Origin of the sequence: Streptomyces sp. URMC 127, assembly GCF_051386535.1 — a bacterium.
In the GTDB taxonomy this organism is placed as follows: domain Bacteria; phylum Actinomycetota; class Actinomycetes; order Streptomycetales; family Streptomycetaceae; genus Streptomyces.
The window spans coordinates 1-16361 of sequence record NZ_JBPQTW010000075.1; the positions used below are offsets into that span (position 1 = coordinate 1).

Annotated in this window: 12 protein-coding genes; 11 read left to right on the forward strand and 1 reads right to left on the reverse strand. The window is 73.9% G+C overall.

Annotation, left to right across the window (positions count from 1 at the left end):
* The 7 genes from ACSNOH_RS17295 to ACSNOH_RS17325 form a co-directional block, all read left to right on the forward strand.
* Positions 1-1430 (forward strand): DUF4192 domain-containing protein (locus tag ACSNOH_RS17295; protein WP_436722245.1); only part of this gene is annotated, 1430 nt, incomplete at its 5' end.
* 125 nt (positions 1431-1555) lie between these two features.
* A complete protein-coding gene (locus ACSNOH_RS17300) occupies positions 1556-3598 on the forward strand; it encodes a glycogen debranching N-terminal domain-containing protein (protein ID WP_436722246.1) in 2043 nt (680 codons plus the stop codon).
* An 89-nt stretch (positions 3599-3687) separates the two neighbouring features.
* Positions 3688-4449 carry an NUDIX hydrolase gene (locus tag ACSNOH_RS17305; protein WP_436722247.1) on the forward strand — a complete coding sequence of 254 codons (762 nt, stop codon included), beginning with the start codon at positions 3688-3690 and terminating at the stop codon, positions 4447-4449.
* A 249-nt stretch (positions 4450-4698) separates the two neighbouring features.
* Positions 4699-6519, forward strand: a complete 1821-nt coding sequence (locus ACSNOH_RS17310) for an ABC transporter ATP-binding protein (protein WP_436722248.1) — start codon at positions 4699-4701, stop codon at positions 6517-6519.
* Between the two features lie 158 nt (positions 6520-6677).
* Positions 6678-7616, forward strand: a complete 939-nt coding sequence (locus ACSNOH_RS17315) for a FadR/GntR family transcriptional regulator (protein ID WP_106674939.1) — start codon at positions 6678-6680, stop codon at positions 7614-7616.
* 433 nt (positions 7617-8049) lie between these two features.
* Positions 8050-9600 carry an RNA polymerase sigma factor gene (locus ACSNOH_RS17320; RefSeq protein WP_436722249.1) on the forward strand — a complete coding sequence of 517 codons (1551 nt, stop codon included), beginning with the start codon at positions 8050-8052 and terminating at the stop codon, positions 9598-9600.
* Positions 9601-9782: 182 nt separating this feature from the next.
* Positions 9783-10880, forward strand: coding sequence for a S1 family peptidase (locus ACSNOH_RS17325; protein WP_436722250.1), 1098 nt, complete (start codon positions 9783-9785; stop codon positions 10878-10880).
* Here the strand turns inward: ACSNOH_RS17325 and ACSNOH_RS17330 are convergent.
* Positions 10840-11070: a DUF7455 domain-containing protein gene (locus ACSNOH_RS17330; RefSeq protein ID WP_106674942.1), complete on the reverse strand. Its 231-nt coding sequence runs from the start codon at positions 11068-11070 to the stop codon at positions 10840-10842. The genes ACSNOH_RS17325 and ACSNOH_RS17330 overlap by 41 nt on opposite strands.
* Positions 11071-11512: 442 nt before the next feature.
* Here ACSNOH_RS17330 and ACSNOH_RS17335 point away from each other — a divergent pair, with 442 nt between their 5' ends.
* From ACSNOH_RS17335 to ACSNOH_RS17350, 4 genes are all read left to right on the forward strand, one after another.
* A complete protein-coding gene (locus ACSNOH_RS17335) occupies positions 11513-13633 on the forward strand; it encodes a DNA gyrase/topoisomerase IV subunit B (RefSeq protein ID WP_436722251.1) in 2121 nt (706 codons plus the stop codon).
* 220 nt (positions 13634-13853) lie between these two features.
* On the forward strand, positions 13854-14342 hold the full coding sequence (locus ACSNOH_RS17340) for a DUF1453 domain-containing protein (protein ID WP_436722252.1): 489 nt from the start codon (positions 13854-13856) through the stop codon (positions 14340-14342).
* 34 nt (positions 14343-14376) lie between these two features.
* Complete coding sequence (locus ACSNOH_RS17345) at positions 14377-15534, forward strand: sensor histidine kinase (protein WP_436722261.1); 1158 nt, start codon at positions 14377-14379, stop codon at positions 15532-15534.
* A complete protein-coding gene (locus ACSNOH_RS17350) occupies positions 15531-16361 on the forward strand; it encodes a response regulator transcription factor (protein WP_436722253.1) in 831 nt (276 codons plus the stop codon). The genes ACSNOH_RS17345 and ACSNOH_RS17350 overlap by 4 nt, the downstream gene beginning before the upstream one ends.

Consider the following 16361-nt stretch of genomic DNA (forward strand, 5'->3'; position numbering starts at 1 on the left):
CCTCCTCCCCGTCCTCGCCCTCCTCGCCCTCCTCTCCACCCTCCCCGTCGTCCGCCGGCGCACCCGGCGCCCCGGGCGAGGGTCCCGAGCAGCAGGTCACCCTCCGCTCCCCGGCCGAGCTGGCCGACGCCCTCCCGTATCTCCTCGGCTTCCACCCGACGGACAGCGTGGTCCTCGTCGCGCTGCACGGCGACCGGGGCCGCTTCGGGGGCCGGCTCAGGCTCGGCATCCCGCGCAGCGGCGAGGAGTGGCCGGAGGTCTGCGACCAGCTCGCCGAAACCCTCCTGACCGGCAGCAGCAAGCGCGGCAACCGCCCCGACGGCGTCGTCGTCTTCCTCTGCCAGGACCCCGACACCGCAGGCGGCGAGAGCCCGCAGCAGGTCATGGAGCGCCTGCGCCCGTTCGCTCAGAGCCTGCGCCGTGCCTGCGGCCGGCTGGACATGCCGGTGCACGAGGCCCTGTGCATCTCCGGCGGCCGCTTCTGGTCGTACTGCTGCCCCGACCCCCGCTGCTGCCCGCCCGGCGGCACCCCGCTCTCCCTGCCCGGCACGTCCGTCATGGCGGCCGCCGCCACCTACGCCGGCATCGAGGTGCGCGGCACCCTGCGGGAGATGGAGGAGCGCTACGCACCCCTCACCGGCGGCAGGGCGGAGGCGCAGCGCAGGGCGCTCGACGCCGCGGCCTTCTCGATGGTGCCCCGCATCCTCGGCGACGACGGCTGCGAGCCCGTGCGGCAGGAGACGCTCGCTCTCGCCAGGGCGCTGGCCGAGCGGTTCGAGCAGGCACCGCCGCTCCCCGGCCGGCCCGCTTCCGACGCGCGCGACGACTCCCTCCTCACGGACGAGGAGGCCGCCACGGTCATCGTGGGCCTGCAGGACCGCGTCACGCGCGACCGTGCCGCGGAGTGGATGGAGGGCCCGCAGGCCGCAGCGGTGCTGAGGGTGTGGCGCGCCCTGGCCCGCCGCTGCGTGCACCCGTACGCGGAGTACGCGGCGGCTCCCGTCACGCTCGCCGGCTGGGTGGCCTGGGCGGCCGACGACCAGCCGGAGGCGCGGGTCGCCCTCAGCCGGGCCCTGGCCGCCGACCCCGAGTACGTCTTCGCCCAGCTGCTCTACCGCGCGTGCAACGAAGGGCTCGACCCGGAGCCGCTCCGCCAGTGCCTGAGGCAGGAGCGGGCGGACCGGGCCCTGCAGGACGCCGTCCGCGCCGAGGTCGAGCGCCTCGAAGCGGCGGTAGCGGCCCCGGCGGGCCCGGCGAGCGCTGCGGCACGGGGCACCGGCAGCACGCGAAGCGCCCGCCGCCGGACGCGGCCCGGCGGCCCGGCGGGCAGCACCGGACCCGGCGGCCCGGCCGGGCCCGCGGGCAGGTCCCGTACGCGCCGCAAGAGCGCCCGGCAAGGGGACCGCAACCGGCAGGAGCGGCCGCAGTGAATCCATGGCCCGCACCTGCGGCCCTCCACACCGTGACCTCGGCGGGTCCGGCACCGTTCATCCGTGTGGCCCGCAAACGTTGTCCGTCGTCCCGGTCCGTGACACCCACAGGGGAGCGCAGTCAAGTGCAAGGCACCGTCCCCCATGGCCAGCCGCCCCGGCCCCGTCATGCGCCGCCGCAGCGCCCCACCCCGGCGCGCCCGCCCGCCCCGCAGCCCGTGCACGCGGCCGTGATCTGCGTCGCGCTGCCGGCCCTGGCGATCTCCGGCGAGCACGGGCAGATGACGGGGCAGGGGCTCGACGGCTTCTACCGCGGCGGGCGCCGGCTCCTGGCCCGCTGCAGGCTGAGGGTCGGCGGCGCCGAGCCACTGCCCGTGCAGGGGCGGATGCTCGGCGCCGACAGGGCCCGCTTCGTCGGCGCCGTGAGGACGGCAGCGGATTCGGGGCCCGACCCCGCCGTCACCGTCGAGCGGATGCGCTCGGCCGAGGGCGTGGAGCGGATCGCGCTGCGCAGCACCGCCGCCCGGGCCCTGCGGCTGCCCGTCGAGGTGTCCCTGGGCACCGACCTCGCGGAGCTGGGCGCGGTCGCGGCGGGGGCGGCCGGGCCCGAGGTCCCGGCCGGGGTGCACGCCTCCGGCCTGCGGTGGTCCACGCGGGAGGCCCAGGCCGCGGTCACCGCCGACCCCCCGCCCGGCGACGCCCTGGCATCGGCGGGTCTGCTCTGCTGGGAGATCGAGCTGCCGCCGGGAGGCACGCGCAGCATCGAGCTCCGCGTCCTGCCCGAGCAGCCCGGGAAGGTCCGGCAGCCCGAGGCCGCCGTCCCTCAGGGGCGTGCCGCGACGGTCCCCTGGGGGGATCCGCAGGCGGAGGGCGACGACCCCCGGGCGGGCGCCCTGCTCGCCGCCGCTCTCGACGATCTGCGCGCACTGCTCGTGCGCGACCCCGGCAGCCCCGGTGACGTCCATGTCGCGGCCGGCGTCCCCTGGCGCTGCGGCCTCGCCCCCGCCGAGGCCCTCTGGGCGGCGCGGATGACGCTGCCCCTCGGCGTCCGGTTGGCCGCCGGGACGCTGCGCACCCTGGCCCGTACGCAGCTCGCGGGGCCGGGCCCCGACGGCGGGCGGATCCCCGGCGCCCTGCGCCACGCGGGGGCGCATCTGCCGCCCGGCTGCACCGGCGTCGAGGCCACGCTGCTGTTCCCGGTCGTCCTGGCGGAGGCCCGCCGGTGGGGGCTCCCGGAGCGGGAGACGGCAGCGCTGCTGCCCGCTGCCGAGCGCTGCCTCGCGTGGCTGCGCACCGCCGCCGGGGAGGACGGATACCTCGCGGACCCGGTGCCCGGCGGGCCGTTCCGGTGCGAGACACAGGCGCACGCCCACCGCGCGGCCGTGCTGGGGGCCGATCTGCTGGAGGCCTTCAACCGCCCCGGGGCCGAGCAGTGGCGGAGCTGGGCGGCCGCTCTGCGCGGGCGGTTCCGCGAGGAGTTCTGGGTGGAGGATCCGGGCGGCGGGCGCCCGGCGGCCGCCCGCACGCCCGACGGGCGCCTGATACCGCACCTGGGCGGCTCCGCCGCCCACCTCCTCGACACGGGCCTGCTGGGCGGCGGGATGCCGGCGCCGGGGCTGCTCGACAGGGTGCAGACGGAGCAGCTCGCCCGGCTGCTCGGCGGTCCGGCGCTCGACTCCGGCTGGGGCCTGCGCAGCCTCGGGGCGAAGGAGCCGGGGCACAACCCCTTCGGCCACCGCAGCGGCGCCGTCCGGGTCCATGAGACCGCCGTGGCCGTGGCGGGCCTGGCCTCCGCAGGCTACGAGAAGGAGGCGGGCTCGCTGCTGCGCGGCACCCTGGACGCGGCGGCGGCCTTCGGCCACCGGCTGCCCGAGATGTACGCGGGGGAGCAGCGCACGTCCGGGAGCGCACCCCTGCCGCACCCGGCCGCCTGCCGTCCCGCGGCCGTCGCCGCCGCGGGGGCGGTGCACCTGCTGACCGCCCTGGCGGGGCTGCGCCCTGACGCCCCGGCGGGCTGTGTCGCGGTGCGGCCGCTGCACACCGCGCCGCTCGGGGCGCTCAGGTTCACCGGACTGCGGATCGCCGAGCAGCCCTTCGCGATGCGGATCAGCAGGCTGGGCCTCGGCATGGTCGAGGAAGCCGCCGACGGCCTGCAGCTGGGGGTGTGAGCGCGGTGCCTGCGAGACTCGTGGACGGGATGCCTGCCGGCCCTCCGCAAGACCCTGTTTATCGTCAGGCAGACGACTATGATCGCGTCATGCCCTACGACCCGTCGGCCTTTCCGCCCTTCGCTGTCACCGTCGACCTGGTCGTGCTCACCGTGCGCAGGCACGCGCTGTGCGCGCTGGCCGTCCGCCGCGGCGAGCCGCCGTTCCAGGGCCGCTGGGCGTTGCCGGGCGGGTTCGTACGAGGCGACGAGGACCTGACGACCGCCGCCGCGCGGGAGCTGGCCGAGGAGACCGGGCTGCACGCCCATGACCCCGCAGGGCCCGTCCTGCCCAACGCCGCGCACCTGGAGCAGCTCGCCACGTACGGCGATCCGAAGCGCGACCCGCGCATGCGCGTGGTGAGCGTCGCGCACCTCGCGCTCGCGCCCGATCTGCCCGCTCCGCGCCCCGGAGGCGACGCGCGCAGCGTGCGCTGGGCGCCGGTGGAGGAGCTGCTGGACCAGGAGTCGGGCTACGGCCGCGACGGCGAGCAGGTGACCCCCCTCGCCTTCGACCACGCGCAGATCCTCTCCGACGGCGTCGAGCGCGCCCGGTCCAAGATCGAGTACTCGTCGCTGGCCACGGCCTTCTGTCCCCAGGAGTTCACCGTCGGCGAGCTGCGCCGGGTCTACGAGGCGGTGTGGGGCGTCGCCCTCGACCCGCGCAACTTCCACCGGAAGGTGACGGGCACCCCCGGCTTCCTGGTGCCCACCGGTGGGACGACGACGCGTCAGGGCGGCCGTCCGGCCCAGCTCTTCCGGGCCGGCGGAGCCACGCTCCTCAACCCGCCCATGCTCCGCCCCGAGGCCTAGCCCCACCGGCCCCGCCCGCTCCTGACCGGGAGAGCCGCACGTCGCGGCGCCCCCCGGTTGATCGGCATGCACGCGAGCGCATGTCCATGAGGGGACACGCTTACAACTGCCTACATTGCGTGGCAATTCGGACATACCGGGTTACGGTGCTGCCGTACATCCCAGCGATCCCCCGCGCCCTCGGCCGCCTCGGTCACCGAGCGACCCGAGGGGTGCCGCCGAGCCGTCTCACGCCCCGCGAGAGAAGCCATGATCCAGGCCATCGGACTCACCAGCGCCCCCCAGCGCAACCGGTTCCCCGCCGTCGACGACCTCACCTTCGAGGCCCGCCCCGGCCGGGTCACCGTCCTGCTCGGTGCCCCCGGCGCGGGCAAGACCAGCGCCCTGCGGCTGCTGCTGCGCCTCGACCCCGGCCGCGGCGTCGCCCTCTTCCGCGGCCGCCCCCTGGACCGGGTCCCGCACCCCGCGCGCGAGATCGGCGTCGTCCTCGGCGACGTCCCCGGGCACCCGGCCCGCACCGCCCGCGGCCACCTGCGCATGCTCAGTGCCGCCGCGGGCGTCCCCGCCGAGCGCGCCGACGACGTCCTGGAGGTCGTCGGCCTCACCGGCCTCGCCGGGCAGCGCCTCGGCGACTTCTCGCTGGGCATGGACCGCCGCCTCGGCCTCGCCGCCGCCCTCCTCGGCGACCCCCACACCCTCGTCCTCGACGAGCCCGCCCACGAGCTCTCGCCCCGCGAGACGGCCTGGCTGCACGGCATGCTCCGCGCCTACGCGGACCACGGCGGTGCCGTCCTCGTCACCTCCCACGACCCCAAGGAGGCGGCCCGGATCGCCGACCGGGTCGTCACCATCGACGAGGGCCGCCTCGTCGCCGACCAGGAGGCCGCCGAGTTCTCCCGCACCCGCCTGCGGCCGCGCGTCGCCGTCCAGTCGCCGCTGGCCGCCCGCCTCGCCCACGCCCTCGGCGCCGAGGCCGAGGAGGCGCGGGCCACCGGGACCGGGCAGAAGGTGGAGGTCGTACAGGAGGGCGGCAGCAAGCTGTCCGTCTACGGCAGCAGCTGCGCCGTCGTCGGCGAGACCGCCTACCGGCACGGCATCCTCCTCCACCGGCTGACCGAGGAGATCGGCGACACCGGCCCCGTACCCCCGCTGCTGCGGGCCGACGGACGCCGGCCCGCCCCCTCCGCGCCGGCCCCGGCGGACGGGCCCGGGAGCGCGACGGCGGGGGAGCCCGGCGCCACCGCCGCCGGGGAGACGGCAGGCCCCGCCGGCCTGCCGCGTCTGCAGCCCCGCCTCCCGGCGCCCGACCCGGCCTGGCCGCTGCGGTACGAGCTGCGCCGCGCCACCGGCGTGCGGACCGGCTGGATCGTGGCGGCCGCCTCCCTCGCCGCCTCCCTGCTCGTCGCCGTCCTCCTCGCCAGGTCCGGGAGCACCCCCGAACCGCGGGTGCTCACCGGCTGGCCGGCCCTGCTGCCGCTGCCGCCCGTCGTCTTCGGCGCCGGCCTCCTCGGCGCTCTCGCCTTCGGCCAGGAGTTCCGCTATCCCGCACTCGCCCCGGACCAGGGCACCGTCCCGCGCCGCCTCGGCCTGCTCCTCGCCAAGCTCGCCGTCACCGCCGTCACGGCCGTGTTGCTCGCCCTGGCCTCCCTCTTCCTCGACGCCGGCGCCCTCGGCCTGCTCTTCGGCGACGACGTCGTCGCCCTCCCGCGCGACTGGGCCGTGCTGCTGGCGGGCTGGACGGCGCTGACCCTGGGCTGCGCCTGGGCGGGGCTGCTGGCCGCCGGGCTGTTCCGGTCGACGGCGCTGGGGGTGGTCGCGGTGCTCGCCGTGCCGACGCTCGTGGTGCCGGTCCTCGGCAGCGTGCTCGCCGAGCCCGCGGCCCGCTCGCTCGTCGGGCTGCCGGAGCGGCTGCGTTCCGCCGCGCTCGTGCAGTGGCCCTCCGGGATGGACCGGGGCGTCTCGACGGCGCTGCGGCTGGTCTCCCAGCCGGTCGGCTGGGCGCTCGCGTTGTCGCTCGGGGCGCTCCTCGGCGCCTATGTCCTCACGGTGTTCCGCGGGAGGCCGCGGTGAGGGCCGCCGCGGCGCCCGCCCCGCACCCCGGCACCCCTTCCCACGTGCGGCGTTCACAGGCCGAGGCGGGCACGCTCCGTATATGAGCCGTCTCGGAGAGTGCCCGATTCTGTCCGTTTGGCCGTCAATTGTGAGGTAATGGGCGATCACCCTTTCGTGTGCTTTTCACCAAAGACCTCAAGGGACCTCGAGGTGTCGCCGACAAAGGAGGCGTGAGTACCCTTGCGCACACCATGATGACCGCGGCTCGCCCCGCCGACTCCGGCCTCGCAGGCCCGGGCGAGCTTGACCGCTACTCCTACGCGGAGGCCCCGGGGGCCGACCGCGGAGCACCGCCCGCCTGGGACGGCGAGGCGGAGCTCAGCCGTGCCGGCCGCAGGGCCGCCGGCAGCCGGGGCCGGGGCCTGCACGGCCAGCTCGTGCAGCAGCTCGGCCAGATGATCGTCTCGGGCGACCTGGGCGCGGACCGCCCGCTCGTCCCCGAGGAGATCGGACAGCGCTTCGAGGTCTCCAGGACCGTCGTCCGTGAATCCCTGCGCGTCCTGGAGGCCAAGGGCCTCGTCAGCGCGCGCCCCAACGTCGGCACCCGCGTCCGCCCCGTCAGCGACTGGAACCTCCTCGATCCCGACATCATCGAGTGGCGGGCCTTCGGCCCGCAGCGGGAGGACCAGCGCCGCGAGCTGTGCGAGCTGCGCTGGACCATCGAGCCGCTGGCCGCCCGCCTCGCCGCCGGGCACGGCCGCGAGGACGTCCAGCAGCGCCTGGCCGACATGGCCGAGATCATGGGCCACGCCCTGGCCCAGGGTGACTCGCTCACCTTCACCCGCGCCGACGCCGAGTTCCACTCCCTGCTCCTGCAGGTCGCCGGCAACCGCATGCTGGAGCACCTCGCCGGCATCGTCTCCTCCGCGCTGCACGTCTCGGGCGCGCCCTCCGGCGGCTGCGACCGTCCCACCGAGGCCGGCGTGGGGCACCACCTCCGCATCGTCGACGCCGTCGGCGCGGGCGACGGCGCCGGGGCGGAGGCCGCCATGCGCCAGCTGCTCATCGCCCACCCGGACGTCGAGCGCGTGGTGCCCGCACCGCGCGAGCACTGACCGCGCAGAGGAGCGGGACGGTACGAGTGGGGTCGTACGGAAGGGCCGCGCGCGCAGGGCCGGGACGGGACCCGCGCGTGCGGCCGGATGCGCGGCCGTGCCCGTGAGCCGTCCGCCGGCGCGGGCGCCCCTCCCGGAACTCGGACCGGGAGGCCGTGGAACGGAGTGTTCTGTCCGGTTGAACAGGCATTCATTCCGTTTTGGGCTGTGACTCGGGCCACGAGGATTGGGCGTAACGCTCCTTGAGGCAGTGCGATGACTAAAGAGGTGATGGACGCGGAGGGAATACCGGCCTCGTCCGGGGCGCTGTCTCCGTCTGCATCCCATCACCCGCGCGCCGTCGGTTCATCCTTGCCGGCGGTCGTCGGAACCGGTTCCCCGATCAGGGCGGGCCGGGGCCGGAAGCCGTTTCCATCGTTCCGAGAGGTTGTTCGTGTCGGCCAGCACATCCCGTACGCTCCCGCCGGAGATCGCCGAATCCGAGTCTCTGATGGCGCTCATCGAGCAGGGAAAGGCCGAGGGGCAGATCGCCGGCGACGACGTGCGTCGGGCCTTCGAGGCTGACCAGATTCCGCCAACCCAGTGGAAGAACGTTCTGCGCAGCCTCAACCAGGTCCTCGACGAGGAGGGTGTGACGCTGATGGTCAGTGCCGCCGAGGCGCCCAAGCGCACCCGCAAGAGCGTCGCAGCGAAGAGCCCGGCGAAGCGCACCGCCACCAAGGCCGTCGCCTCCAAGACGGTCACGGCCAGGCAGACCGCGTCCTCGGCGTCCGCCGCCTCCGCCTCCGCGGCGTACGGCGACGACGAGAGCGCGGAGGCGCCCGCCAAGAAGGCCGTCGCCAAGAAGGCGGCGGCGAAGAAGACGGTGGCGAAGAAGGCCGCCGTGAAGAAGACGGCGGCCAAGAAGACCGCCGCCAAGAAGGACGCCGACGAGCTCCTCGACGAGGACCTCGTCGACGAGACCCCGGCCCCGGGCAAGGGCGAGGAGGAGGACGAGACCGGCGAGAACAAGGGCTTCGTCCTCTCCGACGACGACGAGGACGACGCTCCCGCGCAGCAGGTCGCCGTCGCCGGCGCCACCGCCGACCCGGTCAAGGACTACCTGAAGCAGATCGGCAAGGTCCCCCTGCTCAACGCCGAGCAGGAGGTCGAGCTCGCCAAGCGTATCGAGGCGGGCCTGTTCGCCGAGGACAAGCTGGCGAACTCCGACAAGCTCGCCCCCAAGCTCAAGCGCGAGCTGGAGATCATCGCCGAGGACGGGCGCCGCGCCAAGAACCACCTCCTGGAGGCCAACCTCCGGCTCGTGGTCTCGCTGGCCAAGCGCTACACCGGCCGCGGCATGCTCTTCCTGGACCTGATCCAGGAGGGCAACCTCGGTCTCATCCGTGCGGTCGAGAAGTTCGACTACACCAAGGGCTACAAGTTCTCCACGTACGCGACCTGGTGGATCCGCCAGGCCATCACGCGCGCGATGGCCGACCAGGCCCGCACCATCCGTATCCCGGTGCACATGGTCGAGGTCATCAACAAGCTCGCGCGCGTCCAGCGCCAGATGCTCCAGGACCTGGGCCGCGAGCCCACCCCGGAGGAGCTGGCCAAGGAGCTCGACATGACCCCGGAGAAGGTCATCGAGGTCCAGAAGTACGGCCGCGAGCCGATCTCCCTCCACACCCCGCTGGGTGAGGACGGCGACAGCGAGTTCGGTGACCTCATCGAGGACTCCGAGGCGGTCGTGCCGGCCGACGCCGTCAGCTTCACCCTGCTCCAGGAGCAGCTGCACTCCGTCCTGGACACGCTCAGCGAGCGCGAGGCGGGCGTGGTCTCCATGCGCTTCGGCCTCACCGACGGCCAGCCGAAGACGCTCGACGAGATCGGCAAGGTCTACGGGGTGACGCGTGAGCGTATCCGCCAGATCGAGTCGAAGACGATGTCCAAGCTGCGCCACCCGTCCCGTTCCCAGGTCCTCCGCGACTACCTGGACTAGTCCTCAAGCGGAACGACAGCAGTCCCGCAGGGCCCGGCACCTCTCCCGAGGTGCCGGGCCCTGCGGCTGTACGGGTGACAGTGCGACGGATCCGGAGGCATGCCGTCCAGCTTCCGGATGCGTCGCGGGCCCTGCGGGTTGACTCTTGGTGTACGAGGAACTCCGCAGAGTCAGGAGACTGTATGCGTTCGCTGAGCTGCCTGCTGGCCGGGTCGATCGCGCTACTGGTCGCGGTCCCCGCTCCGGCGGTGGCGGACCGTGCGGTCGTCGGAGGGCAGTCCGTCAGGAGCTCCGAGGCGCCCTGGGTGGTCGCCCTGGGCAGCCGTCAGCGGTTCGGGGCCGCCAGGGCCGGACAGTTCTGCGGCGGCGTCGTCGTGGGCCGCAGAACGGTCGTCACGGCGGCGCACTGCCTGAGCCACGAGGTGCTGGGCGTCGACGTGAGCGACGCGAACGACCTGCGCGTCATCGTCGGCCGGGACGATCTGCGGGGCGTCGGCGGCGCGGAGATGGAGCCGCAGGAGACCTGGGTCAATCCGGGCTTCGACCCCGGGAGCAACGCCGGGGACATCGCCGTCCTCACGCTGAAGAGCGCCGTGCCCGAGAGCCATGTGATCCCGATCGCGCCGCAGGGCGACCCCGCCTACCAGGTGGGCGGGCAGGCCACCGTCTACGGCTGGGGAGACGTCGTGGGCAACGGCAGCTACTCGGACATCCTGCGCGGGGCGCGGGTGCGGATCCTGCAGGACGCGGCCTGCGAGCGGGCTTATCCGGGCAGCGCGGACGGGGTCTACCGCCGGGCGTCCATGCTCTGCGCGGGGGTGCCGCTGGGCGGGCGGGACGCCTGTCAGGGCGACAGCGGGGGCCCGCTGGTGTCCAAGGGCAAGGTGGTGGGCGTGGTGTCCTGGGGGGCCGGCTGCGGCCAGCCGTTCTACCCGGGGGTCTACACCCGGATGTCGGCCTACACGGCCCTCGTGGCGGCGCACAGCCCCGATGCGGCGCGACCGCCCGCGGCGCCGCCTCAGCAGCCCACGACACTGCCGGCCCCGGTCTCTGCCCCGCCGGCGGCGGCACAGCCGCACAAGCACAGGCCGCAGGCCGGCAAGGGGATCAAGGGCGGGCCCAGGAGCGTACGAGAGCGGGCGGCTTCCCCCGCAGTGGGGGCAGCCGCCCGCGGCTGTCCGGCACGGGGCCGGACCTCGCTCGTCGTCGGATGCGATGTGTCAGCGTTCCGCTACGGACTCAGCGGTCCTCGTCGGGCGCAGACGCCGGGGAGGCGGTGAGCCGCTCCGTCTCGTCCTGTATTTCCGCGGCGATCTTCTTGAGTTCTGGCTCGAACTTGCGTCCGTGGTGGGCGCAGAAGAGCAGTTCACCGCCGCTCATGAGAACGACGCGCAGGTAGGCCTGAGCGCCGCACCGGTCGCAGCGGTCAGCGGCCGTCAGCGGGCTCGCGGGGGTCAGAACAGTAGTCACGTCGCCTCTTCTCTAGCTCGACGAGCTGTCGTACCAGGGTCAACATCCAACCAGGCCGAAAACGTTCCCGCTCGCGGCTTTTCCTTGAAAGTTCCCTCCGAATCGCTTCCGAGTCGGCCAGATCTTGACGGTTGGCGGCGAATGAGCCGTATTGCGTGGGCCTACGGTTTCACATCGCTGGGGGCTTTCGTCCTCCCGGCCGGCTTGCCGGTGTTCTTGAGGACGTGCCCGGAGCCTAAATGGTTCATGCCTCCAAGGGAACGTGATGTGCACGTCACTCCATCGTGTCATCGAACGTGTGATCGAAGCCTGGACTAGCATGGTCGTTCCCACGGGTGGCTGCACAAAGGCTCTACCAGGCATCGGTACCCTCTGAACGGCAACCGGGCCGCCGGTCCGCCCGACCGGGGCCGAAAAGAAATTCAGCGAGGAGCGAACCCGCGTGACCGCCGAAACGTCCGTGCCGTCCACTGCGCTGCTCACCGGGGCAGACCGGGACGGGTCCAACTACACCGCGCGGCACCTGCTCGTCCTCGAAGGCCTGGAAGCCGTCCGCAAGCGGCCCGGTATGTACATCGGCTCGACGGACAGCCGCGGCCTGATGCACTGCCTCTGGGAGATCATCGACAATTCCGTCGACGAGGCCCTCGGCGGCTACTGCGACCGCATCGAGGTGGTCCTGCACGACGACGGCTCCGTGGAGGTCCGCGACAACGGCCGCGGCATCCCCGTGGACGTCGAGCCCAAGACCGGGCTGTCCGGCGTCGAGGTCGTCATGACCAAGCTGCACGCCGGCGGCAAGTTCGGCGGCGGCTCCTACGCGGCGTCCGGCGGCCTGCACGGCGTCGGCGCGTCGGTGGTCAACGCGCTCTCCGCCCGCCTGGACGTCGAGGTCGACCGCAACAGCCGGACCCACTCCATCAGCTTCCGCCGCGGCGTACCCGGCATCTTCACCGAGTCCGGCCCGGACGCCCCCTTCGACCCGGCCAACGGCCTCCTCAAGGGGAAGAAGATCCCCAAGGCGCGCACCGGCACCCGCATCCGCTACTGGGCGGACCGCCAGATCTTCCTCAAGGACGCCAAGCTCTCCCTGGAGACCCTCTACGGGCGCGCCCGGCAGACGGCCTTCCTGGTGCCCGGCCTGACGATCGTCGTCCGCGACGAGCGCGGCCTCGACGGCGCGGACAGCACCGAGGAGGTCTTCCGCTACGACGGGGGCATCAGCGAGTTCTGCGAGTACCTGGCGCAGGACAAGGGCGTCTGCGACGTCCTGCGGCTGACCGGGCAGGGCACCTTCAAGGAGACCGTGCCCGTCCTGGACGACCGCGGCCACATGACGCCCACCGAGGTCACCCGCGAGCTGGGCGTGGACATCGCCCTGCGCTGGGGCACCGGCTACGACACCACGGTCAGGTCCTTCGTCAACATCATCGCCACCCCCAAGGGCGGCACCCACGTCACGGGCTTCGAGCGCTCGGTCACCAAGACCGTCAACGAGGTGCTGCGCGCCACGAAGCTGCTCCGCGTCGCCGAGGACGACGTCGTCAAGGACGACGCCATGGAGGGCCTGACGGCGGTCGTGACCGTGCGGCTGGCGGAGCCCCAGTTCGAGGGGCAGACCAAGGAGGTGCTCGGCACCTCCGCCGCGAACCGGATCGTGGCCAACGTGGTCGCGAAGGAGCTCAAGGCGTTCCTCACCTCCACCAAGCGCGACGCCAAGCAGCAGGCCCGGGCCGTGCTGGAGAAGGTCGTCGCCGCAGCCCGCACCCGCATCGCGGCCCGCCAGCACAAGGAGGCGCAGCGCCGGAAGACGGCCCTGGAGTCCTCCTCGCTGCCGGCCAAGCTCGCCGACTGCCGCAGCGACGACGTCGAGCGCAGCGAGCTCTTCATCGTCGAGGGGGACTCCGCGCTCGGCACGGCGAAGCTCGCGCGGAACTCCGAGTTCCAGGCGCTGCTGCCCATCCGCGGCAAGATCCTCAACGTTCAGAAGGCGTCGGTCTCCGACATGCTGAAGAACGCCGAGTGCGGCGCCATCATCCAGGTGATAGGAGCCGGGTCCGGCCGGACCTTCGACATCGACGCGGCCCGCTACGGCAAGGTCATCTTCCTGGCCGACGCCGATGTGGACGGCGCGCACATCCGGATCCTGCTGCTGACCCTCTTCCAGCGCTACATGCGGCCCATGGTCGAGGAGGGGCGGGTCTTCTCGGCGGTGCCGCCGCTGCACCGGGTGGAGCTCATCAACCCGAAGAAGGGCCAGGACAAGTACATCTACACGTACTCGGACAACGAGCTGCGCCAGACGCTGATGGACCTGCAGCGCAAGAACATCCGCTACAAGGACGGCATCCAGCGCTACAAGGGCCTCGGCGAGATGGACGCCGACCAGCTCGCGGAGACCACGATGGACCCGCGCCACCGCACCCTGCGGCGGATCAACATCAGCGACCTGGAAGCGGCGGAGCGCACGTTCGACCTGCTGATGGGCAACGAGGTGGCGCCGCGCAAGGAGTTCATCACCAACTCCGCGGCCACCCTCGACCGCTCGCGCATCGACGCCTGACCCGCCCCGGGCTCTCTGCGGCCCCGGGTCCCTCCTCCGTCCCGGTGCTTCCCGGTGCTTTCTCCACCCCTGGGTGGAGAAAGCACCGCTGCGTTTCGCTGTGTTTCGCTGTGTTTCTCCACCCGGAACCCACCCGTGCTCCGATCCGCGCCCCGCGGCCGGTCCGTAGCGTCGGAAGCGTTCGTTGTCAGCGCTCTCCCGGGATCCGCGGAGGTTCCTCATGCCGGGTACGGCCAATGGTCTGGTGATCGTCGCGGTCCTCGTGCTCACGCTCGTCCGGCAGGTCCGGCCGCAGCGGGTGAGCGCGGACGCCAAGCGCTGGTGGGTCCTGCCCGCCGTGCTGGTCTTCATGGCCGTGCGCGAGCCCGGGCTGATCGATCCCGCGCACCCGGCCGCGTCGGCCGGACTGCTGGCGGGCGGGGTCCTGGCCGGGCTCGCGACCGGGGCCGCCTGGGCGTGGAGCAGCCGCGTCTGGACGGACGCATCCGGTGTGACCTGGGCCCGGGGGAGCAGGGTGACGGCCGCGATATGGCTCGGCGGGGCCGCCCTGAGGCTGGGGCTGCACGGGCTGGGCGCGCTGGCGGGCGTCCACCAGGGCAGCGCCGCGACGATGGTGACGGTCGCCGCCGTGCTGCTGGCCCGCACCGCCGTGGTCGTGCACCGCGTCCACGGCACACGACCGGCGTACCGTGTCCCGGCCGGCGGCTGAGACCGGCGGCAGGGTGGAAGGATCGCGCGTGCCGATGGAGAACTGGACGGCCTGGCCCGCCCGCGAGGCCCTCGCCGGGACCGGGGTGCCGAAGCGCCGGCAGGTGATGACGTGGGGCGTCAGGGGCGTGCTCGCGGCCCTGGTCCTGTGGGGCGCACTGCGCAACGGCTCCTTCCACGGCTGGGGGTACGCCGCCTTCGCCACGGGCTTCCTGGTCTGTGCCGCCGCGGTCCGGGGCTACTTCCTCACCACGCTGGCCCGGCGGCTGCGGCCGTCCCTGGCGCTCCTCGGGGTGCTGCTGGCGGTGGGGGCGGCCGCGCACCTGGCCGGGCAGTCCACGTCGGCAGCCGTCCTGTGGGGCGGCAGCGTCGTGATCGCCGTGGAGCGGCTGCCGCTCCTCCACGCCTTGCTCGTCTCGGCCGTCGCCATGGGGAGCTACGCCCTGGCGAGCAGCGAGCGGCCGCTGGTGATCGCGGGCACGGTGGTCGCCCTGCCCTTCGTCGGCTACGCACTCCGGCTGGACGAGGAGGCGCGCGGGGCCGGGTTCCGGCTGCTGGCGCAGGAGCGGGCGGCGCGGCGCGCGGAGGCGGAGTCGGCGGCGCTGGCGGAGCGGGCCCGGATCGCCCGGGAGATCCACGACGTGCTCGCGCACAGCCTCTCCGCGCAGATGGTGCACCTGGAGGCGGCCCGGCTGCTGATCGAGCGCGGTGAGGATCCGAAGCGGGTGCTGGAGCGGGTGGTGGCCGCCCGGGGCATGGCGCGGGAGGGCCTGGCCGAGACCCGGCAGGCGCTGTCCGCGCTGCGCGGGGAGATGACGCCGGTCGAGCAGTTCCTGCGCGAGTGCGCGGCGGGGGAAGGGGCGCGGCTGGAGGTGACGGGGGAGCAGCGCGCCCTGCCGGCCGAGGCCGGGCTCGCGGTGCGCAGGGTCGCGCAGGAGGCGCTGACCAACGTGCGCAAGCACGCCCCGGGGGCGCCGGTGGAGATGCGGTTCACCTATCTGGAGGGATGGGTCGAGCTGTGGGTCCGCGACCGGGGGGCGCGCGGAGCGCCGGGAGAGCTCGGGGCCGCCGGCGCCGGGTACGGTCTGCTGGGGATGAGGGAGCGGGCCGAGCTGCTGGGCGGCACGCTGGACGCCGGGCCGGCCGGGTCCGGGGAGGAGGGGTTCGTGGTGCATCTGCGGGTGCCCGCATGACGGGTGGCGGTGGCGGTGGTGGCGGCGTGCGCACCGGCGATGACGTGCGCGAGGTCGCAAGGGTCGTCGTGGCCGACGACCAGACCGTGGTGCGCGAAGGGATCGTGATGCTGCTGGGGCTGCTGCCGGGCATCGAGGTCGTCGGCGCGGCGGCCGACGGCGAGGAGGCCGTGCGGCTCGTCGCCGAGCACGCCCCCGACGTGGTGCTGATGGACCTGCGGATGCCCCGCTGCGACGGCGTCGAGGCCACGCGGCGCATCCGCGCCGAGCACCCGGCCACCCATGTCGTCGTCCTCACCACCTACGCGGACGACGATTCGCTGTTCCCGGCGCTCCGCGCGGGGGCGCGCGGCTATCTCACCAAGGACGCCGGCGGCGAGGAGATCGTCCGGGCGGTGCAGCACGTGATGTCGGGAGAGGCCGGTCTCTCGCCGAACGTGCAACGGAGGCTGCTGGAGCGGCTCTCGGATCCCGCAGCGACCGGCGGATCCGCACCTGCCGGCCCGGGTGGCGGCCCGGGTGCCGACCCGTTCCCCGGCGCGGGCTCGGGTGCCGGCCCGGCAGCGGCCTCGTGCGCGCCCGCGGCGTCCCCGGTCCGCAGGGAGCTTCCCGACGGGCTCACCGCGCGTGAGGCGGAGGTGCTGTCGCTGGTCGCCGAGGGCTTGTCCAACGCCGAGATCGCCCGCCGGCTGCACGTCAGCACGGCGACGGTGAAGACGCACATCAACAACCTCTTCGCCAAGACGGGCGCGCGCGACCGCGCCCAGGCCATGCGCTACGCCTTCCAGTACGGCATCGCGCGGCCTCCGGGAGCGTCCGCCACCTGA